Source organism: Streptomyces sp. SID13666 (assembly GCF_010548325.1).
GTDB lineage: Bacteria > Actinomycetota > Actinomycetes > Streptomycetales > Streptomycetaceae > Actinacidiphila > Actinacidiphila fildesensis.
The window spans coordinates 103,488-126,918 of sequence record NZ_JAAGLX010000006.1; the positions used below are offsets into that span (position 1 = coordinate 103,488).

The following is a 23,431-nucleotide window of genomic DNA, read 5'->3' on the forward strand; positions in this document are numbered from 1 at the left end:
CAAGGAGCTGAAGCACGCATGACCACGGACACCGAACAGAAGCTCCGCGACTATCTGAAGCGGGCGACCACCGATCTCCTCCAGGCCCGCCGCCGTATCCAGGACCTGGAGGACAGGACCCGCGAACCCGTCGCCATCGTCGGCATGAGCTGCCGCTACCCGGGCGGGATCACCTCGCCCGAGGAACTGTGGGAGCTGCTGGCCGCCGGTGGCGACGGCGCCGGCGGCTTCCCCACCGACCGGGGCTGGGACGTCGAGAACCTCTACGACCCCGACCCGAACGCCCTGGGCAAGAGCTACGCCAAGGAGGGCGGATTCCTCGCCGGGGCCGGGGACTTCGACGCCGCGTTCTTCGGCATCAGCCCGCGTGAGGCGCTGGCCATGGACCCGCAGCAGCGGCTGCTGCTCGAGGCGTCCTGGGAGGCGTTCGAACACGCCGGGATCGACCCGGCGACCGTCCGCGGCACCCGGACCGGCGTCTACGCGGGCGTCATGTACCACGACTACGGCTCGGACCGGGCGTCGATCCCGGACGGCGTCGAGGGCTTCCTCGGCACCGGTACGGCCGGCAGCGTGCTCTCCGGGCGGGTCTCGTACGCGCTGGGGCTGCAGGGCCCGGCCGTCACCGTCGACACCGCCTGCTCGTCGTCGCTGGTGACCCTGCACCTGGCGATGCAGGCGCTGCGCAACGGCGAATGCGGTCTCGCGCTGGCCGGCGGTGTCACCGTCATGGCCACCCCCGACACGTTCATCGACTTCAGCAGGCAGCGCGGGCTGGCCCCGGACGGCCGGTGCAAGCCGTTCGCGAAGGCCGCCGACGGCACCGGCTGGGGCGAGGGCGTCGGTGTGCTGCTCCTGGAGCGGCTCTCCGACGCGCGCCGCAACGGGCACCCCGTCCTCGCCCTGGTGCGGGGCAGCTCCATCAACCAGGACGGCGCCAGCAACGGCCTCACCGCCCCCAGCGGCCCGTCCCAGCAGCAGGTGATCCTGGAGGCGCTGGCCGCCGCCGGGCTGAGCACCGGGGACATCGACGCCGTCGAGGCGCACGGCACCGGCACCGTCCTGGGCGACCCGATCGAGGCGCAGGCGCTCATCGCGACCTACGGCCAGGACCGGCCCGCGGACCAGCCGCTGTGGCTCGGTTCGGTGAAGTCCAACCTCGGCCACACCCAGGCCGCCGCGGGCGCCGCCGGCGTCATCAAGATGGTGATGGCGCTGCGGCACGCGGTGCTCCCCAAGTCGCTGCACATCGACGAGGCCAGCCCGCACGTCGACTGGTCGGCGGGCGCCGTCGAACTGCTCGCCGAGGCCCGCGCCTGGCCCGACAGCGGCCGGCCGCGCCGCGCCGCGGTGTCCGCGTTCGGCATCAGCGGCACCAACGCCCACGTCGTCCTGGAGCAGGCACCGCAGGAGGAGCCGGCCGAGGCCGCCGCGGCCCCGGAGATCCGTCCGGTGCCCTGGCTGCTGTCCGCGAAGGGCGCCGCGGGACTGCGCGCCCAGGCCGCCCGGCTGCACGCGCACGTCACGGACCGCCCGGACCTGTCGGCCGCCGACATCGGACTGTCCCTGGCCACCTCCCGCAGCCAGCTCAGCCACCGGGCGGCGCTCGTCGCCGACAGCCGGGCGGAGCTGCTGGCCGCGCTGGAGGGGCTCGCGGCGGGCAGCCAGGGCCCGGCCGTGGTCCAGGAGACGCAGGGGAGCGGACGTATCGCCTTCCTCTTCACCGGGCAGGGCAGCCAGAAGCCCGGCATGGGCCGTGAACTGCATGCCTCACAGCCGGCGTTCGCGCGGGCGCTGGACGCCGCGTGCGCCGCGCTCGACCCGCACCTCGAACACCCCCTCCAGCAGGTGCTGTTCGCCGAGCCGGGCACCGCGGAGGCGGCGCTGCTGGACACGACCGGCTACGCGCAGCCCGCGCTCTTCGCCCTCGAAGTGGCCCTGTACCGGCTGCTGGAGTCCTGGGGCGTGCGGCCCGACCTGCTCGCCGGGCACTCGATCGGCGAACTGGCCGCCGCGCACGTCGCCGGGCTCTGGTCGCTGGAGGACGCGGCGGCGCTCGTCGCCGCCCGCGGCCGGCTGATGCAGGCGCTGCCGGCCGGCGGCGCGATGGCGGCCCTCCAGGCCACCGAGGCGGAGGTGCTGCCGCGGCTGGCCGAAGGAGTCGGGATCGCGGCGGTCAACGGCCCGGAGGCCGTCGTGGTCTCCGGCGACGAGGCGGCGGTCGAGGCGGTCGCCGGGTACTTCCGTGACCTGGGCCGCAAGACCAAGCGCCTCACCGTCAGCCACGCCTTCCACTCCACGCTGATGGAGCCGATGCTCGACGGGTTCGGGCGGGTGGCCGCAGGGCTGACGTACCTCGAGCCGACCATCGCGATCGTGTCGTCCCTCACCGGCAAGCCCGTCACCGCGCAGGAACTGCGCAGCCCCGACTACTGGGTGCGGCACGTCCGCGAGACGGTGCGCTTCGCCGACGCCGTGGGCAGCCTGGCGGCCGAGGGCGCCGCCACGTTCGTCGAACTGGGCCCGGACGCCGTCCTGTCCGCGCTGGTCCGCGACTGCCTGACCGCACCGGCGCCCGCCGCCGTGCTCCCCGTGCTGCGCAGGGACCGCACCGAGCCGCACGCGGTCACCGAGGCCGCCGCCCGGCTGCGGATGCGCGGCGCCGCCGTGGACTGGACCGCGCTCTTCGACGGCACCGGCGCACGCCGGACCCCGCTGCCCACGTACGCCTTCCAGCACCAGCACTACTGGCTGGCGGCAGCCGGCCGCGCCTCGGCCGGACCCGCCGCTCCCGGTGCCGCCGGCAGCGTCCTGGACCTGCCGGACGCCGTCGGGGGGCACCTCCCAGCGGTAGCTGGGGGAGAGCCGGCCGACGATCCGCTGGAGTTCCAGCGGCGGCTGCACGCGGCCGACGGCCCGGCCCGCGCCGAGCTCCTGCTGGAGCTGGTGCGTTCGGTCACCGCGTCCGTCCTCGGCCACGCGTCCGCCGAGGAGATCGAGGACGACAGCGAGTTCATCGACCTCGGGTTCTCCTCGCTGCTCGCCGTCGAGTTCCGCGATCGGATCGGCGCGGCCGTCGGCGCCCGCCTGTCCGCCGCCGTGATCTACGAGTACGAGACGCCCGAGGAGCTGGCCGAGCACCTGCTGGAGACCGTGGAAGCGGCACCGGCCCCGGCCGCGGCGAGTACTCCCGACGAGTAGGGGGCGCTAGGGGGTCCGCTAGGGGATCTCAGTGCAATTGCCCGCTTCTAGCATCGGAAGCACTCCCCATGCGGGTGCACGGGACAGCAGGGAACGGAAGGGGCTGTTGGTGGAGAAATCCGATGCATGGTGGGAAATCGGCGGCAAGGGCCCAGGAGATCTGGTCCTCGCGGTCGACTTCACGGCCACCGGGCGACCCGATGCGCGATTCGCCGACATCGTCGGCCTCACCGCCACCAGCCATCCGGTCTGGGAGACGATGCCGCAGGCCATCGCCACCGACATCGGGCCGTCGGGCGAGGAGTACCTCGACCGCTGGTTCGAGGACGTCCGCGCGAGCGGGCAGCAGGTCGGTGCCGTACTCGGCTTCTGCGCCGGAGCGGTGTACGCCGCCGCCCTGGCCGGCCGCATAGCGCAGTGGCAGGAACGAGCCCCCCAGCTCATCCTGTTCGACCCCGAGCAGGCCAACGCCTTCGGTCTGCTCTGGCAGTTCCACAAGTCCGTCGAGCTGTTCGCGGGAATCATCGGTGCCGAACCGGTCGCCGAGGCCCAGGAGACCGCCCGGCAGGCGCTGGAGGCCGACCCCGAGAACCTCGGGTACATCGGCCCGGTGCTCGTCGGACTCTTCCGGGAGATCAGCGAAGCCGCCTTCGACGAGATCGAGCTGGAACCCGAGAGCCGGACCGAGTTCACCGAGTCCTTCACCTCCTTCGTCGCCTATGTCGTCGCGGCCGGCCAGCTCAACTCCTCGGCCGCCACCGCGTGGACGGACGCCGTCGCCTTCAGCTCCGGAAGCCCGCTCAGCGGACTCAACCGGCTGCGTTCCACCGACCCGGACGGCGCGGCCGGAGCAGTGGCCCGTGAACTCCGGTTCGACTGCGATCACACCGACCTGCTGCGTGACGAAGGCGCCGCCACGGCGCTGGCCGAGCTGCTGACCGCACAGGACCTCTCCCGACAGATCCGGATGTGACATGAAGACCACAGAGAAGACCACCGCCAGGGCAGAGGGGACCGTTCCGGTAGCGGCACCGCCGGAGCCCGCGCCGGCTCCCGCAGCCGCTGAGGCCAAGGGGAAGTCCGGGCCCGCGTCCCAGGCCGAGCCGGCCATCCGCGTCACCGGACTGCGCAAGGTCTACGGCGAGGTCCAGGCGGTCAAGGGCATCGACCTGACCATCGCCCCCGGCGAGGTCGTGGCGCTCCTCGGCCCCAACGGCGCGGGCAAGTCCACCACCATCGACATGATCCTCGGCCTGTCCCACCCCACCTCCGGCGAGATCAGCATCTTCGGCCGGGCCCCCTACCTCGCGGTGCGGGAAGGGCTGGTCAGCGCCGTCCTCCAGGAGGGCTCGCTGATCGACGACATCTCCGTCCGCGAGACGCTGGAGATGATCTCCTCCCTCTACAAGAAGCCGCTGCCCCTCGACGAGGTGCTGCGCCGCGCCAACATCGAGGACATCGTCGACCGCCGCGGCACCAAGCTCTCCGGCGGCCAGCGCCAGCGCGCCCGCTTCGCCTGCGCGCTCATCGGCAACCCGCAGCTCCTGGTGCTCGACGAGCCGACCTCCGCCATGGACGTCGGCAGCCGCCGCAAGTTCTGGGAGTCCATGCGGAAGTTCACCGACACCGGCCGCACCGTGGTCTTCGCGACCCACTACCTGGACGAGGCCGAGGAGTTCGCCGACCGCGTCGTCCTCATGCGCGGTGGCGAGATCGCCGCCGACGGCACCGTCGCCAAGATCCGTGCCCTCACCGCGGGCCGCGTGCTGCGCGCCTCGGTCCCCGACGCGAAGGAGGCGGACCTGCGCGCACTGCCCGGCGTGACCGCCGCCGCGCTGCGCCTGGGCCGTGTCGAACTGCACTGCGAGGACTCCGACAAGAGCCTGCGCGCCCTGCTCACCACCTACCCCGACGCGTACGACATCGAGATCAGCGCCAGCGGGCTGGAAGAGGCGTTCCTCTCGCTGACCGCCGCCGACGAGACGGACGTGCAGGAGGACGCCGCATGACCGGCTACCTGTCCATCGAGATCAAGCGGATGCTCCGCGGCCCGCGCTTCATCATCTTCGCGATCGTGCTGCCCGTGGGCCTCTACCTCATGGAGTGCATGCTCTACAAGAACCAGGTGATCCCGCACTCCAACGGCATCACGTACAGCGCCTGGCTGATGTGCAGCCTCGCCGCGTACAGCGCCTTCACCTCCTCCATGCACACCAGCGCCCGGGTCGCCCACGAGCGTTCCATCGGCTGGCACCGCCAGCTGCGGCTCACCCCGCTGCTGCCGCGCAACTACCTGCTCTCGAAGATCGTCGTCAGCATGATCGTGGCGCTGCCCGGCCCGCTCTTCGTGGCGCTCGCGGGCGCCACTCTCCAGGACGTGCACCTCTCCGTCGCCGGCTGGCTGCAGATCACCCTGGGCATCTGGATCGCCGCCCTGCCGTGCGCGGTGCTCGGCCTGGTCATCGGCCTGTACGTGGCCGTCGAGCAGCAGCAGATGTACCTCCAGGGCCTGGTGCTGCTGTTCGGGTTCCTCGGCGGACTGCTCCTGCCCACCACGGGATTCCCGGGCTGGCTGACCGCGGTCGTCAAGACCCTGCCGAGCTACTGGCTCGCCGACATCGGCCACGGTGCCCTGCTGCACGGCACCCGCACCCTCGTCGCCGCCCTGGTGCTCGCCGGCTGGACGGTCGTCCTGTCCGGGGCCGTCATCCTCAACTCCCGCCGTGAGGCCGCCAGGGCCTGATCGTCGCCCGGCCGCCGGCACCGGCGCCGTCAGCGGGGAAGCCTCCCGCCGACGGCGCCGGTGTCGTTTCCCGGCCGTTCCCCTCTCCCCACCCGAGCCACCGCCGAGCCGAGACGTGAGGTACTCCACGATGTTCCCCGCCCCCACCCAGAAGGGCACCGCCCCCTTCCGCGGCCACCGCACCTGGTACCGGGTCACCGGCGATCTGCACACCGGGCGCACCCCGCTCGTCGTCGCCCACGGCGGCCCCGGTTCCACCCACGACTACCTGCTGCGGATGACCGAACTCGCCGCGTCCACCGGCCGCCCGGTGATCCACTACGACCAGATCGGCAACGGCGGCTCCACCCGGCTGCCCGACCGCGGCGCCGACTTCTGGACCGTCGACCTCTTCCTCGACGAGCTGGACAACCTCCTCGCCCACCTCGGCATCGCCGACGACTACCTGCTGTTCGGCCAGTCCTGGGGCGGCATGCTGGGCGCGGAGCACGCCGTCCGCCGCCCGGCCGGGCTGCGCGGCCTCGTCATCGCCAACTCCCCGGCCTCCATGCCCCTGTGGCGCGCGGCGTGCGAGGGCCTCAAGGACGCGATGCCGCCGGTGCACCGCGACACCCTGCGCCGCCACGAGGCCACCGAGGACTTCGACCACCCGGACTACCAGCGCTCCGTGTACGCCTTCTACCAGCGCCATGTCTGCCGGGCGAACCCGCTGCCGCGCGAGGTCGCCGCCACGCTCCTGGAGCTGCAGAGCGACCCCACGGTCTACGGCACCATGAACGGCCCCAACGACTTCCACGTCATCGGCACCCTGAAGGACTGGACGGTCATCGACCGGCTGCCGGCCGTCGCCGTCCCGACCCTGATCATCTCGGGCGCGTACGACGAGGCCACCCCCGCCACCATCCAGCCGTTCCTCGACCACATCCCCGGCGCCCGCTGGGAGCTCTTCGAGCAGTCCAGCCACATGCCGCACGTCGAGGAGCCCGAGCGCTTCGACACCGTCATGAAGGCCTGGCTGGCCGAGGTCGGCTGACGAGCGGGGCGGCGCGGCCGGACCGGCCGCTGTCAGTCCCTCCGGGCACGATGGAGGGATGACCACTCTGCAGATCAGCATCGACTGTGCCGAACCCGCCGTGCTGGTCCCCTTCTGGGCGACCGCCCTGGGGTACCGCGAGGAGGAACCGCCCGCCGGGTTCGCGACCTGGCGGGCGTACTGGATCAGCATCGGGGTGCCCGAGGATGAGCTCGGCGACCCGTCCAACAGCTGCGCCGACTCGCTCGTCGACCCGACGGGCGCCGGGCCCCGCATCTTCTTCCAGGTCGTGCCGGAAGCCAAGACGATCAAGAACCGGCTGCATCTGGACCTGAAGGTCGGCGGCGGCCGGGACGTACCGCTGGAGACCCGTACCGCCCGTGTGAACGCCGAGGCCGAACGGCTGGTGGCCGCCGGCGCCACGAAGGTCCGCGTCCTGTCGCAGGACGGCCTGGACCACTACGGGGTCACCCTCCAGGACCCCGAGGGCAACGAGTTCTGCGTCGCGTAGGCAAGAAAGAGGGGCTCGTACCGGATGGATCAGCCGGTACGAGCCCCTCCGTCGTGCTTCCTGCGGCCCGCTACGCCTTCTCGCCCGAGATGTACGCGCTGAGCTTCTCCGGGGTCGGGTGAGCGAACAGGTCGGCCAGCCGGATCTTCACCTGGATACCGGTGGTGCGCTTGACGCGCTGCAGCAGCTGGACGGCGAGCAGCGAGTGGCCGCCGCTGGTGAAGAAGCCGGAATCCGCGTCCAGGTCCTCGCGCTTGAGGAACTGCTTCCACAGCGCGATCAGCGCACGGGTCAGCTCGGTGGTGTCCACCGGCTCCGGCGCGGCCTCGGTGCGCAGCAGCTCCTCGGCACGCAGCCGCAGGCCTTGCAGGTCAGGGGCGCCGTTCACGGTCGGAAGCCCCTCGGTGACGATGATGCGGGCCGGCTCCGCCGGGCCGGGAAGGTCGGTGCGCACCTGCTTCCAGAGCTGGTCCAGCAGGCCGGGACCGGCCTCGATGCCGGCGGTGGCGACGAAGGAAACGAGGACCCCGCCCGCGGCGACGGTCACGGCGGCGTCGACGGCGGGGTGCGCGAGCAGTGCGGCGTCGACGTCCTCCAGGCCGAACGCGAGTCCCTGCACGGTCACCCGGCGGTCCAGCCGGCCGAGGATCTCGATCCGGCCGTCGGGAAGCCAGCGGGCCACGTCACCGGTGCGGGTGACCGCCTCGTCGGCGAGGCAGAGCTCGCCGCGGACGCCCACCGGCAGCTCCGTCCCGTCGGGGGCGGCCACGAAGGCCCGGGTCAGGGCCGAACTGTCGGACTTGGCGGCGAGCTTCGCGTAGCCGGAGAACGGTGCGACGGACGGGCCGAGCAGGGCCTCGGGCAGGCCGTCCCGGTGGCCGGCCAGGACCGCGGCGTGGTCGGCCGCGCTCCAGCCGGAGATCTCCCCGATCGGCCGGTCCAGCTGGTCGCCGAGGGTGCACAGCAGGGCGTCGTAGCGGGCGAGCAGCAGCTCCACGTCCGCCGGGGTGAAGACCTGGGTACGGAACACGGCGCGGATCGTGGTCTTCGCCGCCTCGGGCTCCGGCATGAAGAAGAACTCCAGGTCGAACTTGCTGAAGCCGTTCTCCACCCCACGGATCCTGGCCGGGTGCCCGGCCACCTCGAACGTTCCCGAGGTGCCGCCCGGCACGTAGTTGAACAGGTGGTTGAAGAGCGAGTTCCGCCAGGAGGAGGAGCCGCCGTCCCGCACCTCGTCCAGTACGGACTCGGCGGTCACGCCCGGCTCGCCGAGGCTCTCCAGGAACACCGCGCGGGCCCGGTTCACCAGCCGCTTGAACGGCTGGACCGGGTCCATCCGCACCCGCAGCGGCAGCACGTTGACGTGATAGCCGATGGCGCCCTCGTGGCCGGGCGGCCGCACGCTGACGGGTGAGCCGACGACGATGTCCGAGCCCGCGCCGTGCTGGGCGAGCAGCAGGTAGTACGCGGCCAGCAGGATCACGGCCTCCGGCGCGCGCAGCTCGCGCTGCAGGCGGCCGACCACGGCGAGGGCGTCGTCCGACAGCAGGTACTGCAGGGTCTCGCCCGCCAGGTTCGGGGTGGCCGAGGCCGGATTCCCGTACCAGAGGCCGTCGTCCGCGCCGCGGAAACCGCGGAGCTGGTCGCGCCAGAAGTCGACGCTCTCCTCGGACGGCTCCGCCTCGACGACCGCGGCGACCGGGTCGGTCGCGTACGTGTCGGGCGCCTGATAGGCGCTGATCAGCTCACCGAGCAGCGTGACGGTCGACATCGCGTCGAAGACGAGGTGGTGGAGCGCGACGCTCACCACATCGCCGGCGCCGCCCGCCCGCCGGAAGCGCGCCGCCCTGACGAGCGGGCTCCCGTCCAGGGCGAACGGCTCCGCGACGAACGCCTCGACGGCGGCCTGGAGAGCGTCCTCGGCGGCTTCCGTCTCGGTGACGTCGATCGAGGTGACGTCGACCGAGGTGATCGCGTCGGCCGCCAGCACCTCCTTGGTGAGGTCGGTCTCGGAGGTGCGGAAGACGGTGCGCAGGATGTCGTACTTGCGCACCACCAGGGTCAGCGCCCGGGACAGCGCCGCGGAGTCGATCTCACCCTCCACGTCGAAGGTCAGGGACAGGTTGTTGACGCCCGATCCCGGTACCAGCCGCTCCAGCAGCCAAAGGTCCGTCTCCTTACGGGTGGCCGCTGTCGGCGCGGGGTCCTGAACAACCATGTCGGATCTCTCCTCATACGAGTCATGCGGGTCATACGGGGGTGCGCCGGCATCGGCGCCGGGCGGGTCAGTCGAGAGGTTCGAACTCGCTGTCGAGAATGTCGAAGAGCTGGTCCGCGTCGGCCGAGGCCAGTTCGGCCTCGTCCGCCGCGGCGGACGCCGCCGCCTCCGCGGCTCCGGCGCGCAGTGCGGTCCAGCGGGCCACCAGGGCCCGCAGGCTGTCGGTGACCCGGGTGTGGTCCTGCTCGTCCACGTCGCCGTTGTCGGTCGTGGTGACCAGCCGGTCCTCCAGGTCCGCCAGTTCGGCCTCCAGGGCCCGCAGCGCCGCCGGGCCCGAGGGCGCCGGTGCCAGCTGCTCGCGGATGTACTCGGCGAGGGCCTCGGAGGTCGGGTAGTCGAAGATCAGCGTCGCGGGAAGGCGCAGCCCGGTCGCCGGCGTGAGCCGGTTGCGGAACTCGACGGCGGCGAGCGAGTCGAAGCCCAGCCCGCCGAAGCCGCGTGCCGGATCGACGGCGTCCACTCCCGAGTGCCCGAGCACGGCGGCCACCTGGGACCGCACGAGGTCCAGCACCACCGGCGTACGTTCCGCCGGCGGCAGCTTGAGCAGCCGGTCCTTCAGGCTTTCCGCGGCACCCGCTGCGGCCGCTACGGTGCCGCGCCGTGCCGCGGGTGCCCTGACGAGCCCCCGCAGGATGGCCGGCAGGCCCTGGCTCCCGGCCCGCGCCTCCAGCGCCGCCGTGGAGAAGGGCACCGGCAGCAGATGGGCCTTCCCGCCGATCAGCGCCGCGTCGAACAGCGCGAGACCCGCCTCGCGCCCCAGCGCCAACGCACCGCCGCGCGCAACCCTGTCGACATCCGCCTGCGTCAGATCCGCCCCCATGCCGCCCGATTCGGGAGCCCACAGGCCCCAGGCGAGCGAGGTCGCGGCCAGGTTGTGCGTACGGCGGTGGGTGGCGAGGGCGTCGAGATAGGCGTTGGCGGCGGCGTAGTTGGCCTGGCCGGTGCCGTCGAAGGTGGCGGCCGTCGACGAGAAGAGCACGAACGCGTCGAGGGTGAGGTGCGCGGTCAGCTCGTGCAGATGACGCGCGGCCTCGGCCTTCGGGCCGAACACCGTGCCCACCTGGCCGGGAGTGAGGGACTCGACGGTCCCGTCGTCCACGACACCCGCGGTGTGGATCACCGCACTCAACGGCACATCGGCGAGGAGTTCCGCGAGGGCGTCCCGGTCGGAGACGTCGCAGGCGGCGATGGTGACGGTGGCGCCGGCTTGGGTGAGTTCGGCCGCGAGTTCGGCTGCGCCGGGGGCGTTCTGTCCGCGCCTGCTGGTGAGCAGGAGGTCGCGGACGCCGTGTTCAGTGACCAGGTGGCGGGCGGTGAGCGCGCCCAGACCGCCGGTGCCGCCGGTGATCAGGACGGTGCCGTCCGTGCGCCAAGGGGTCGCCTCGGCGGACGGTGCCGTACGGGCCAGCCGCGGTGCGTACAACTGGGAGTTGCGGACGGCCAGTTCCGGCTCGTCGGACGCGAGGACGGTGGCGGGTATCTGACCGGTACCGGCCTCCGCGTCGGTGTCGACGAGGACGATCCGGTCCGGGTGCTCCGCCTGCGCGGCCCTGACCAGCCCGTGCACGGCGGCCTGCGCGAGATCGGTGACGTCCTCCCCGGGAAGCGCGGGGACCGCGCCCCGGGTGACGACGACGAGCCTGGCGTCCGAACCGGCGGGGGACTCGTCGGCCAGCCATGTCTGCACCTGCGCGAGAACGTCGATGACCGTGGACCGGGCATCGGCCCGTGACACGACGCGCAGCAGCGCGCTCTCGTCGAGGGCGGTCGTGTTCTCCGCTGCCGTAGCCGCCGGATCCGCGTCCACCGCGGACCACTGGATCTCGTACAGATCCCGGGCCTGGGCGGCTTGGGCCGCCGCCAACTCGCTCGTGTTCACCGGACGCAGGGCGAGCATCCCGACGGAGGCGACCGGAGCACCCTGCGCGTCGGCCAGGTGCAGGGCATAGCCCGATCCCGCCGGGGAGATCCGCACGCGAAGCGCGGAGGCGCCGGTCGCGTACAGCGCGACGTCGGACCAGGCGAACGGCAGTTCGGCCACTCCGCTGTCGGCCCCGGAGAACCCGATGCCGTGCAGCGCCGCGTCGAGCAGCGCCGGATGCAGCCCGAACCCGTTGGTGTCGATGCCCTCCGGCAACGCGACCTCGGCGAAGACCTCGTCACCGAGCTTCCAGGCGGCGCGCAGCCCCTGGAACACGGGCCCGTACTCCAGGCCGCTCGCGGCCATCGTCCCGTACAGCTCGTCGACCGCCACCGACTCGGCCCCGGCCGGCGGCCACTGCACCAGGTCGAAACCGGGCTCGGCGGCGTGCGAGGTGAGCAGCCCGTCCGCGTGCCGCGTCCAGGGCTCGTCCTCCGCCGCGCCTTCGGGGCGCGAGAACACCGACAGCGTCCGCTCCTCCGCCCCGCCGATCCTGACCCGCAGATGGATGGCACCGGTCTGCGGAACGACGACGGGTGCGGAGAGGGTGAGCTCCTGCAGCGTGCTGGTGTGGGTGTGGTCGCCGGTGTGGATGGCGAGGTCGGCGAGCGCGGCGCCGGGGACGATGACGGTGCCGTTGACGGCGTGGTCCGCGAGCCACGGGTGGGTGGCCAGCGAGAGCCGCCCGGTGAAGAGCAGCCCGTCGGTGTCGGGGAGGGTGATCGCCGCCGTGAGGAGCGGGTGGGTGGTGGTGCCCTGGCCGAGCCCGGAGGGGTCGCCGGTGGAGACCGTGCTGTCGGCGAGCCAGTAGTGCTGGTGCTGGAAGGCGTAGGTGGGGAGGTCGACGGGGGTGTGGCCGGTGCCGAAGAGGGCCGGCCAGTCGACCGTGACGCCCCGGGTGTGGAGGGTTGCGAGGGAGGTGACGAAGACCTGGGCTTCGTCGTGGTCGCGGCGGAGGGCGGGGATGAGGGTGGTGGTGTCGGTGGCGGATTCGGCCGCCATCGCGGTCAGGACGGCGTCGGGGCCGAGCTCCAGGAGGGTGCTGACGCCTTGGTCCTGGAGGGTGGTGACGGCGTCGGCGAAGCGGACGGCTTCGCGGACGTGGCGGACCCAGTAGGCGGGGTCGGTGAGTTCTTCGGTGGTGGCGGGTTGTCCGGTGAGGGTGGAGACGATCGGGATGGACGGTGCGGTGTAGGTGAGGCCTGCTGCGATGGTGCCGAACTCTTCGAGCATCGGCTCCATGTGGAGGGAGTGGAAGGCGTGGCTGACGGTGAGGCGCTTGGTCTTGCGACCCGTCGCGTCGAAGTGCGCGATGACGGCTGCCACGGCGTCTTCATCACCGGAGACGACGATGGAGGTGGGCCCGTTGACGGCCGCGATCCCCACCCTGTCGGTGAGCTGCGGCAGGACTTCGGCCTCGGTGGCCTGGATCGCCGCCATCGCACCACCGGCGGGCAGTTGCTGCATCAGCCGGCCACGAGCCGCAACCAGCAGCGCCGCGTCCTCCAGCGACCAGACCCCTGCCACATGGGCTGCCGCGAGCTCGCCGATGGAGTGACCCGCGAGAACCTGCGGCCGGACCCCGAAGGACTCCAGCAGCCGGAAGAGCGCGACCTCCAGCGCGAACAGAGCCGGCTGCGTAAAGCCCGTCTCGTTCAACCGGCCGTCGTCCCCGAACAGCACATCCAGCAGCGGCAGTTCCAGTCGGTCGCCGAACGCGGCCACCACGTCGTCCAGCGCTGAGGCGAAGACGGGGAAGGCGGCGTAGAGCTCGCGTCCCATCCCCGCGCGCTGGCTGCCCTGCCCGGTGAAGAGGAATCCCACCTGTCCGGAACCGGCAGTTCCGGACACCGTTCCAGCCGCGGTGCCGCCTTCGGCGAGGGTGGTCAGTCCGGCCAGCAGGCCGTCGCGGTCGGCGGCGACGACGCCCGCGCGGTGGGTGAAGGCCGCGCGCGTGGTGGCCAAGGCGGATCCGATCGCCGCCGGATCCAGTTCCGGATCGGCGAGGACGAAGTCACGGAGCCGGGCGGCCTGGGCCTGGACGGCGTCGGGCGTCTTGCCGGACAGCACCCACGGCACCACCGGCAGGTCGACAGCGGCACCTTCGGCCGCGAGGGCCTCTGCGGGGGCTTCTTCCACGATGACGTGGGCGTTCGTTCCGCTGATGCCGAAGGACGAGACACCCGCACGGCGCGGACGCTCCCGCACCGGCCACGGCTGCGCCTCCGTCAACAGCTCGACGGAACCCGCCGACCAGTCCACGTGCGAACTTGGAGCATCGACGCCCAGTGTGCGCGGCAGCTCCTCGTGCCGCATCGCCAGCACCATCTTGATGATGCCCGCGACACCGGCGGCAGCCTGCGTGTGCCCGAGGTTCGACTTCACCGAACCCAGCCACAGCGGCTGACCGTCCGCCCGCTCCTGCCCGTACGTCGCCAGCAGCGCCTGCGCCTCGATCGGGTCGCCCAGGCGGGTGCCCGTGCCGTGGCCCTCGACCACGTCGACGTCATCCGTGGTGAGCGAACCGGCGGCGAGGGCCTGCCGGATGACGCGCTGCTGGGCGGGGCCGTTGGGGGCGGTCAGCTGGCTGCTGGCGCCGTCCTGGTTGATCGCGCTGCCGCGGACGACGGCCAGGACGCGATGGCCGTTGCGCCGCGCGTCGCTGAGCTTCTCCAGGACGAGGACGCCGACCCCTTCGCCCCAGCCGGTACCGTCCGCCGCCTCCGCGAACGGCTTGCAGCGGCCGTCGGCGGCGAGGCCGCGCTGGCGGCTGAAGTCGACAAAGGTGTCCGGGGTGGTCATCACGGTGACGCCGCCGGCCAGCGCGAGCGAGCACTCGCCGGCGCGCAGCGCCTGGCCGGCCAGGTGGACGGCGACGAGGGAGGACGAGCAGGCGGTGTCGACTGTCAGCGCGGGGCCTTCCAGGCCCAGGGCGTACGAGACCCGGCCGGAGACGACGCTGCCGAGGCCGCCGTTGCCGAGGTAGCCCGCGAGCTCCTCGGGTACGTCACGGAGGCGGGGCGCGAAATCGTGGTACATGACGCCCGCGAACACCCCTGTTGCCGTGCCCTGCAGGCTCTCCGGGTCGATACCGGCCCGCTCGAACGCCTCCCACGACGCCTCCAGCAGCAGGCGCTGCTGGGGGTCGGTGGCCAGGGCCTCGCGCGGGCTGATGCCGAAGAAGTCCGCGTCGAACCGGCCCGCGTCGTCGAGGAACGCGCCTTCCTTGGAGTACGTCTTGCCGATGGCGTTCGGGTCGGGGTCATAGGCGTCGTACCAGCTCGGGCCGCGGTCCTCGGGGAAGTCCGCGACGGCGTCCCGGCCCGCGGCGAGCAGGTCCCACAGCCCTTCGGGACTGCGCACCCCGCCCGGGAAGCGGCAGGACATGCCGACGATCGCGATCGGGTCGTCGTCCGTGGACTGCCGGGCCGCGACAACGGCGGCGGCAGCGGAGGACGTGGCTCCGGCCGTCCCGTCGCCGACGAGCTTCTCCCGCAGGTAGCGGGCGAGCGTGGTCGCGTTCGGGTAGTCGAAGGTGAGGGTCGCGGGCAGCCGCAGGCCAGTGGCGGTGCCGAGCCGGTTGCGGAGTTCGACGGCCGCGAGGGAGTCGAAGCCCAGGGTGCCGAAACCGCGCGCCGGATCGACCGCGTCCGGGCCGGAGTGACCGAGAGCGGCCGCTACCTGCGTACGGACGAGGGAGAGCAGGAAGCGCTCCTGCTCCGCCGCCGGCAGCCGGCCGAGCTGCTCCTCCAATGAGTCGCCGCCCGCGGACCCCGAGGCGGCGGCGAGCCGGGCCGGGGTACGGACCAGACCGCGCAGCAGCGCGGGTACACCGTCGGCAGCCGCCCGGCGCCCGAGCGCGCCGGACTCCAGCCGCAGCGCCAGGACGTGGGCGTACTCCCCGCCCCAGGCCGCGTCGAACATCGCCAGACCTGAGGCGGCACTGTGCGCCGGGGTCCCGGCACGTGCGGCCCGCTCCACGTCCTTGGCCGAGAGTCCTGCGCCCATTCCGCCGGTTTCGGGTGCCCATAGGCCCCAGCCGAGGGAGGTGGCGGGGAGTCCTTGGGTGCGGCGGTGGGTGGCGAGGGCGTCGAGGTAGGCGTTGGCTGCGGCGTAGTTGCCCTGTCCGGTGCCGTCGAACGTGGCGGCAGCGGAGGAGAACAGCACGAACGCGTCGAGAGTCAGGTGCGCGGTCAGTTCGTGCAGGTGACGGGCGGCATCCGCCTTGGGTGCCAGGACCTCCGTCAGGTGCTGCGGGGTGAGCGCGGCGAACGTCGCGTCACGCAGCACACCGGCGGTGTGGATCACGGCGGTCAGGGTGACCCCGTCCAGAAGCGCTGCGAGCGCGTCCCGGTCCGACACGTCGCACGCGGCGATCTTCACCGTCGCACCCAACGCGGTCAGTTCTGCGGTGAGTTCGGTGGCGCCGGGGGCGTCGGGGCCGCGGCGGCTGGTCAGCAGCAGGTCACGGATCCCGTACGCGGTGACCAGGTGGCGGGCCAGCAGGGCGCCCAGGCCACCGGTACCACCGGTGATCAGCACCGTGCCATCCGAACGCCACACCACCGGGGCGACCCCAGCGGCCGGAGCAATGCGGGCCAGGCGCGGGACGAGGATCTCCCCGCCACGAAGCGCCAGCTCAGGCTCACCCGAGACCAGCACACCCTCCGGGATCTCGTCAGTGTCGGAGTCCAACAGGACAATGCGGTCAGGGTGCTCGGACTGCGCGGAACGGATCAGACCCCACACCGCCGCCTGACCCAGCTCCGCAACATCCTCACCCGGCAGAACAGCCACCGCACCCCGCGTCACCACCACCAAACGGCGGTCGTCGTCGAGGGCCAACAGCGTTTGCAGTTCGGTGAGTACGGCCGTCAGTGCCTCGATCGGCTCGACCCGCGCGGGCACGCGCACCAGCACCGTCTCGCCGGTGGATTCCGTTCCGCCGGCCCGGGGTGCGGACCACTCCACGTGGTAGAGGTCCCGCCCGCCCGTGGACTGGGAGACCTTCAACTCGGCGGCCACGACCGACCGCAGCACCAGCGCGCCGACATCGGCGACCGGACCGCCCTGAACGTCGGACAGGTGGAGCGAGTAGCCGGAGCCGGCCGGGGTGACGCGGACCCGGAGGGCGGTCGCGCCGGAGGCGTGCAGGACGACGTCGGTCCAGGCGAACGGGAGCTCGGCGTTCTCGCTGGGGCGGTCGATGCCGATGGCGTGCAGGGCGGCGTCGAGCAGGGCGGGGTGCAGGGCGTAGCCGGTGGCGTCGACACCTTCGGGCAGGACGACCTCCGCGAAGACCTCCTCGCCCAGCCGCCAGGCGGCGCGCAGGCCCTGGAAGGACGGGCCGTAGCCGTATCCCTGGTCGCGCATCCGGTCGTAGGCGCCCTCGACCTCGATGGTCTTGGCTCCGGCGGGCGGCCATGCGCTGTCGGCCGCCGGGATGACGGCAGCCGTGTCCTCGGACCGCAGCAGGCCTTCGGCATGCCGCGTCCAGAGCGAGTCGTCGGCGCCGGAGGGACGGGAGAAAATGCCCAGCGGCCGCTTGCCGTCCTGACCGGGTTCCTCCACGACCAGCTGGAATTCGACCGCGCCGGAACCGTCGAGCAGCAGCGGCGCCTGGAGCGTCAGCTCCTCCAGTACGGGGCAGCCGACGCGGTCGCCGGCCTGGACGGCCAGTTCGACGAAGCCGGTGCCGGGGAGCAGCGCGGTGTCGCCCACCGCGTGGTCCGCGAGCCAGGGGTGCGTCTGCAGCGACAGCCGGCCGGTGAGCACCAGCCGGTCGGAGCCCGCCACCGCGACGACAGCGCCGAGCAGCGGATGCGGGGTGGCCTCGATCCCGAGGGCCGAGGGGTCGGCGGAGCCCGACACGTCGTCCAGCCAGTAGCGCTCCCGCTGGAAGGCGTAGGTGGGCAGATCCAGCAGCGGGGTGGTGGCACCCGTGCCGAAGAAGGCCCGCCAGTCGACCTCCGTGCCCTGCGTGTGCAGGTCGACGACGGACGACACGAGGGCCAGCGCCTCGTCCTGGCCGCGGCGCTGCGTGGCGATGAGGACGGCGTCGGTGGCGCTCTCTGCACCCATGGCGGTGAGCACCGCGTCCGGGCCGAGTTCCAGGAATGTGGTGACGCCCTGGCCCTCAAGGGTGGTGACGGCGTCGGCGAAGCGCACGGCCTCGCGCACGTGCCGGACCCAGTACTCGGGGTCGGTCAGCTCATCGGTGGTCGCGGCCTGCCCGGTCAGCGTCGACACGATCGGGATGGACGGTGCCGAATACTCCAGGATGTAGGCGAAGCGCCGGAACTCGTCGAGCATCGCCTCCATGTGGACGGAGTGGAAGGCGTGGCTGACGGTCAGCCGCTTGGTCTTCCGTCCGATGCCGTCGAAGTGCGCGATCACGGCGGCCACGGCGTCTTCGTCGCCGGAGACGACGACGGATGTCGGGCCGTTGACGGCCGCGATGCCCACCTTCTCGGTGAGCTGCGGCAGGACCTCGGCCTCGGTGGCCTGGATCGCCGCCATCGCACCACCGGCGGGAAGTTGCTGCATCAGACGGCCACGAGCCGCGACGAGCAGCGCCGCATCCTCCAGCGACCAGACACCCGCCACGTGCGCTGCAGCCAACTCCCCGATGGAGTGGCCCGCCAGCACCTGCGGACGGATGCCCCACGACGTGAGCAGCCGGAACAGTGCGACTTCCAGCGCGAAGAGCGCGGGCTGGGTGCAGCCCGTCTCGTTCAGCCGGCTGTCGTCCGCAAAAAGGACATCCAGCAGCGGACGGTCCAGGTGCTCGTCGAACGCTTCCGCGACGGCGTCCAGCGCCTCCGCGAACACCGGGAACGCGGCGTAGAGCTCACGCCCCATCCCCGCCCGCTGGCTGCCCTGCCCCGTGAAGAGGAACGCCAGATCGCCGGTGCCGGCCACAGTCGTCTTGGCCTCGCCGTCAACGACCGCGTCCAGAGCGGTCAGCAAGCCTTCACGGTCCGCCGCCACCACACCCGCACGATGCGCGAAGCCCGCACGCGTGGTCGCCAGCGCCGAACCGATCACCGCCGGATCCAGACTCGCATCGGCCAGCACGAACTCCCGCAACCGGGCCGCCTGAGCCTTCAACGCCTCCGGCGTCTTGCCCGACAGCACCCACGGCACCACCGGCAGCTCAACCGAAGCAACCGCATCCGTCACGACCTCGGCCGGAGCCTCCTCCACGATCACATGCGCGTTCGTCCCACTGATCCCGAACGACGACACACCCGCACGACGCGGACGCTCCCGCACCGGCCACGGCCGCGCCTCCGTCAACAGCTCGACAGACCCCGCCGACCAGTCCACATGCGGTGTCGGTGTATCGACATTGAGGGTGGGCGGCAGCGTCTCGTGCCGCATCGCCTGCACCATCTTGATGATCCCCGCGACGCCCGCGGCGGCGGCCGTGTGGCCGATGTTGGACTTCACCGAGCCCAGCCACAGCGGGTGGTCGGCGTCGTGGCCCTGCCCGTACGTGGCGATCAGGGCCTGGGCCTCGATGGGGTCGCCGAGCTTCGTTCCGGTGCCGTGCGCCTCGACGGCGTCCACGTCGGCGGCGGTGAGCCCGCCGCTCACCAGGGCCTGCTGGATGAGGCGCTGCTGGGACGGGCCGTTGGGGGCGGTGAGACCGTTGCTCGCGCCGTCCTGGTTGATCGCGCTGCTGCGCACGACCGCCAGCACCCGGTGGCCGTTGCGGCGCGCGTCGGAGAGCCGTTCGACGACGAGGACGCCGACGCCCTCGCCCCAGCACGTTCCGTCGGCGGCCTCGGAGAACGGCTTGCAGTGTCCGTCCGGCGCGAGTCCGCGCTGCCGGCTGAACGCGGTGAAGGCGCCGGGGCTGGACATCACGGCGACGCCGCTCGCGAGCGCGAGCGAGCACTCGCCGGCGCGCAGCGACTGGACCGCGAGGTGCAGGGCGACGAGCGACGCGGAGCAGGCGGTGTCGACCGTCAGCGTCGGGCCTTCCAGGCCCAGGGTGTAAGCGACGCGCCCCGAGATGACGCTGGTGGCGCTGCCGGTGAGCAGATAGCCCTCGTAGCCCTCGGGCGCCTGGTGCAGCCGGGGCCCGTACTCCTGCGGTTCGGCCCCGACGAAGACGCCGGTCGCCGATCCCCGCAGCCCGGCCGGGTCGATGCCGGCCCGCTCGAACGCCTCCCAGGAGGTCTCCAGGGTGAGGCGCTGCTGCGGGTCCATGGAGGCGGCCTCGCGCGGGCTGATGCCGAAGAAGTCGGCGTCGAACTCGGCCGCTCCGTAAAGGAAACCGCCTTCCCGCGTGTACGTCTTGCCAGGCGCGTCCGGATCCGGGTCGTAGAGGCCCTCCACGTCCCAGCCGCGGTCGGTGGGCAGTGTGCCGATGGCGTCCCGGCCCGACACCACCAGGTCCCACAGCTGTTCGGGCGAGCTGATGCCGCCCGGGTAGCGGCACGCCATCCCGACGATCGCGATCGGCTCGTCGAAACCGGAGCCGGAAGCCGAGCCCACAGCAGGGTCGGCCTGACGCGAAGCGACCTCGCCCGCCGTACGGCCGTCGAACCGGACGCCGAAGATCTCCCACATCAGCTGCCTGGCCAGCGCGGTCGGCGTCGGGTGGTCGAAGGCGATGGTGATCGGCAGGTCGAGACCCGTCGCGTCGCTGAGCCGGCGGTGCAGATCGACGACGGCCAGCGAGTCGAAGCCGAGCTGCAGGAACGGCTGCGACAGGTCGAGAGGGAACTGCCCCTCCCGACCGGCCTTGCGCAGCGCCGCTTCCGCCTCCCTTCGGACCACCGCGAGAAGGCGTCGGTACTGCTCCGCCTCGGCCAGGCCGGCCAGTGCGGCCAGATCGACCAGCTCGGCCCGGTCGGCCGGATCGACGGCGGAGCCGTCTGCGATGGACTCGTGGGATGCGGACTCGCTCATCACTGAACTCCAGTGTCGATTTCTGCGCGGGAAGAGATCAGGCGCGATGCCGACGTCACTTCACCGGCTCTGAGCAGGATTTCGGCCGGCGCGGGACGGCCGAGGAACAGCAGCAGGCTCGCGGTGGGCCCGTACGCGCCCACGTTGGGTACGGCGATCACGTCGCCGGGCCGGGGGAGGGGCATGCGGGCGGACCGGGAGAGCAGGTCACCGGGGGTGCACAGCGGCCCGGCGAGGGTCACGACGGTCTCCTCCGCCGCTTCGCCGCCGCCGTCCCGCCGGCCGGCCTTGGGCTCGACCGAGAGCGGCAGCAGCCGCCCCAGACCGGCCATGCCGCCGAGGGTGTTGATGCCCGCGTCCAGCACCGCGAAGGTCCGGCCGCGGCTCTGCTTGACGTTGGTGACCGTGGTCAGCAGCCGGCCGCTGTCGCCGACCAGATAGCGCCCCGACTCGCAGGCGATCTCCGGAACGCCCTGCCGCCACCGCGGGAAGTGCTCGTCGAGGGTCTCCTCCAGTGCGGCGCGCAGATTCCCGTAGACGGGCCGGCTCCCGGGCACCGAGTACGGGGCGGCGAAGCCCCCGCCGATGTCCAACAGGCTCAGTGGCGTGCCGAGTTCGGCCTCCAGGCGGGCCGCTCCGCGGATGGTCTCCTGGAACTCGGCGATGAGACTCGCCTCGTCCTTGGAGTTGCTGAGGGGGAAGAAGTGCGCGCCCGCGACACGGATCCCCTCCACCGCGCGGATCTCCGGCAGCAGGTCGGAGAGACCTTCCGCGTCGAAGCCGAACTGGGAGGGCGTACCGGTCATCCGGATGCTGGTGGTGGCCGCGGCCGCCGCGCTGTTGACGCGGATCAGGGCGTCGGCGGTGGTGCCGTGGAGTACCGCCTGCGCGCCCAGTCGTTGCAGGTCGCCGAGCGACTCGACGGAGAAGGTGCGGACGCCCGCGGTCAGCGCGACGGAGATCTCCTCCGCCGTCTTGCCGGGACCGGAGTAGAGGATCCGGTCGGCGCGGTGACCGGCTTCGAGCGCGGACGCCAGCTCGCCGGTCGAGCACACCTCGGCGCGGCACGCCCCGTCGCCCTCGCCGAGGGCACGGACCAGCCCGGGGTGCGGGTTGGCCTTCAGGGAGTAGAAGAGGGTGAACTGCTCCGGCAGGGCGGCCCGCAGATCGTCGCGGGCGGCGATGACCCGGTCCAGGTCGTAGACGTAGAGCGGTGATCCGTAGCGCGCGACCAGCACCTCGTCCGTCACAACCGCCGTGGCCTCGGTGATGGTCATCCGGCGGCCAGCTCTTCCGCCACGAGCAGCGCCTCGAGCTGCTGCTTGGCGTTCTTGCCGTTGGCGGTCAGCGGGAAGTCGTCGATGACCTTGCACAGCGACGGGACCTTGACGGCCTCGAGCCGCTGCGCCAGCTCGCGCAGCACGGTCTGCGGCGGCAGGTCGGCGGCGACGAACAGCAGCAGGTCGCGGTCGGCGGTCGGCTTGAGGGCCGCGGCGTTCCGCACCCCCGGGATGTCCATGGCGGCGGCTTCGATCTCGATCGTGCTGACCCGCATGCCCTTGCGCTTGAACATGTCGTCGCGGCGGCCCTCGAAGTACAGATAGCCGTCCGCGTCCAGCGAGCCGTAGTCACCGGTGTGCAGGCGGGTGACGCCCGTCTCCGGGTCGGTGCGGAAGGTGCGGGCGGTGATCTCGGGCAGCCGCCAGTAGCCGGCCATGACGTTCGGTCCGGTGACGGTGATCTCGCCGCTGCCGCCGGCCGGGACCTCGTTTCCCTCCTCGTCGAGGATGGTCACCTGGGTGCCCGGGAGCGGGCGGCCGGACGAGCCGGGCCGCGTACGGTCCTCGTCGGGCGGCATGACGGTGATCCGCTTGCACTCGGAGATGCCGTACATCCGGACGACGCGGGCGTCGGGGAAGCAGCGCCACAGCCCGTCGATGATCCGCTGCTCCAGCGCGGCGCCGGTGCTGGTGAACATCCGCAGCTTGGTCGGGCGCGGGTCGCGCTCGGCGAGCCGGATCAGCGGGCCGCCGAGCGAGGGGACGAGCGGCAGGATGGTCGCGCCGGTCTCGCGGATCAGGATGTGCAGCTTGGGGTCGGCCTCCCCGTCGGCGAGGACGAGTTCGGCGCCGGACAGGCAGGTCAGCAGCACCTGGAACAGGCCGTAGTCGAAGGAGAGCGGGACGCGGCAGAAGACGACGTCGTCCCCGCGGTAGCCGAGCACCTGGTTGATGGCGTCGGCGGCGAAGGACATCTGCGCGTGCGGGCAGACGATGCCCTTCGGGGTGGCGGTGCTGCCCGAGGTGTAGATGAGGACGGCGGGGGAGTCGACCGACGTCGCCTCGGACGTGACGCGCACCTCCGTGTCGGTGGCGGCGGCCCAGAGGGCGCCCACTTCGTGCACGGGCACCTCCGTCAGCGCCTGGACACCCTCGGCCAGGCCGTCCACGACCACGACCACGCGGGGCTCGCAGTTGGCGATGACGGCCTTGAGGTGGAACTCCTTCATCTCCGCGCTGATCGGCACGAGGGCCGCCCCGACGCGGGAGGCGGCGTAGAGCAGTGCCACCATCTCGCGGACGTTCGGCAGCCGGACGACGATACGGTCGCCCGGGCCCACCCCCTGCTCGCGCAGCCAGCCGGCCACGGTGTGGCTCTGCTGGACCAGGTTCTCCCAGGTCCAGGCGTCCCTGGAGTCGCGTACGGCGATGTTCCGGGGCCGCAGGGCCGCCGTCGTGTCCAGCAGTTCGTGCAGCAGCCGCCGGGTGTCGGCGGCGCGGTCGGTGTGGTCGCTCACGGTGTCCACGGTGGTCACGGTCATC

Annotated in this window: 10 protein-coding genes; 6 read left to right on the forward strand and 4 right to left on the reverse strand. The window is 72.3% G+C overall.

The features are described 5' to 3' along the window. Positions 1–18: 18 nt before the first annotated feature. From G3I60_RS12165 to G3I60_RS12190, 6 genes are all read left to right on the forward strand, one after another. Positions 19–3,201 (forward strand): type I polyketide synthase, encoded by a 3,183-nt coding sequence (locus tag G3I60_RS12165; RefSeq protein WP_164293348.1) that lies wholly within the window; start codon positions 19–21, stop codon positions 3,199–3,201. A 109-nt stretch (positions 3,202–3,310) separates the two neighbouring features. Next, positions 3,311–4,174, forward strand: coding sequence for a hypothetical protein (locus tag G3I60_RS12170; protein ID WP_138357908.1), 864 nt, complete (start codon positions 3,311–3,313; stop codon positions 4,172–4,174). A 1-nt stretch (position 4,175) separates the two neighbouring features. Beyond that, a complete protein-coding gene (locus G3I60_RS12175; protein ID WP_138357910.1) occupies positions 4,176–5,210 on the forward strand; it encodes an ABC transporter ATP-binding protein in 1,035 nt (344 codons plus the stop codon). Beyond that, on the forward strand, positions 5,207–5,944 hold the full coding sequence (locus tag G3I60_RS12180; RefSeq protein WP_138357912.1) for an ABC transporter permease: 738 nt from the start codon (positions 5,207–5,209) through the stop codon (positions 5,942–5,944). Before G3I60_RS12175 ends, G3I60_RS12180 begins: the two co-directional genes overlap by 4 nt. 130 nt (positions 5,945–6,074) lie before the next feature. Continuing rightward, on the forward strand, positions 6,075–6,977 hold the full coding sequence (locus G3I60_RS12185; protein ID WP_164293349.1) for a proline iminopeptidase-family hydrolase: 903 nt from the start codon (positions 6,075–6,077) through the stop codon (positions 6,975–6,977). 58 nt (positions 6,978–7,035) lie between these two features. Further along, the gene (locus G3I60_RS12190) at positions 7,036–7,488 is read left to right on the forward strand and encodes a VOC family protein (protein WP_138357916.1); all 453 of its coding nucleotides are present in this window, start codon (positions 7,036–7,038) and stop codon (positions 7,486–7,488) included. Between the two features lie 70 nt (positions 7,489–7,558). Here the strand turns inward: G3I60_RS12190 and G3I60_RS12195 are convergent, their stop codons facing one another. The 4 genes from G3I60_RS12195 to G3I60_RS12240 all read right to left on the reverse strand — a co-directional run bounded on the left by G3I60_RS12195 (position 7,559) and on the right by G3I60_RS12240 (position 23,424). After that, positions 7,559–9,706: a condensation domain-containing protein gene (locus tag G3I60_RS12195; protein ID WP_164293350.1), complete on the reverse strand. Its 2,148-nt coding sequence runs from the start codon at positions 9,704–9,706 to the stop codon at positions 7,559–7,561. Positions 9,707–9,773: 67 nt separating this feature from the next. Then, positions 9,774–20,609, reverse strand: a complete 10,836-nt coding sequence (locus G3I60_RS45350) for a type I polyketide synthase (RefSeq protein WP_239069763.1) — start codon at positions 20,607–20,609, stop codon at positions 9,774–9,776. Next, complete coding sequence (locus G3I60_RS12235) at positions 20,609–21,886, reverse strand: type III PLP-dependent enzyme (protein WP_138355990.1); 1,278 nt, start codon at positions 21,884–21,886, stop codon at positions 20,609–20,611. Before G3I60_RS12235 ends, G3I60_RS45350 begins: the two co-directional genes overlap by 1 nt. Continuing rightward, positions 21,883–23,424: an AMP-binding protein gene (locus G3I60_RS12240; protein ID WP_244809419.1), complete on the reverse strand. Its 1,542-nt coding sequence runs from the start codon at positions 23,422–23,424 to the stop codon at positions 21,883–21,885. Before G3I60_RS12240 ends, G3I60_RS12235 begins: the two co-directional genes overlap by 4 nt. Positions 23,425–23,431: the final 7 nt, after the last annotated feature.

Coding starts and splice junctions, on each gene's coding strand:
- G3I60_RS12195 (WP_164293350.1), bottom strand. CDS start 9,706: ATGGTTGTTCAGGACCCCGCGCCGACAGCGGCCACCCGTAAGGAGACG.
- G3I60_RS12175 (WP_138357910.1), top strand. CDS start 4,176: ATGAAGACCACAGAGAAGACCACCGCCAGGGCAGAGGGGACCGTTCCG.
- G3I60_RS12185 (WP_164293349.1), top strand. CDS start 6,075: ATGTTCCCCGCCCCCACCCAGAAGGGCACCGCCCCCTTCCGCGGCCAC.
- G3I60_RS12165 (WP_164293348.1), top strand. CDS start 19: ATGACCACGGACACCGAACAGAAGCTCCGCGACTATCTGAAGCGGGCG.
- G3I60_RS45350 (WP_239069763.1), bottom strand. CDS start 20,609: ATGAGCGAGTCCGCATCCCACGAGTCCATCGCAGACGGCTCCGCCGTC.
- G3I60_RS12180 (WP_138357912.1), top strand. CDS start 5,207: ATGACCGGCTACCTGTCCATCGAGATCAAGCGGATGCTCCGCGGCCCG.
- G3I60_RS12235 (WP_138355990.1), bottom strand. CDS start 21,886: ATGACCATCACCGAGGCCACGGCGGTTGTGACGGACGAGGTGCTGGTC.
- G3I60_RS12190 (WP_138357916.1), top strand. CDS start 7,036: ATGACCACTCTGCAGATCAGCATCGACTGTGCCGAACCCGCCGTGCTG.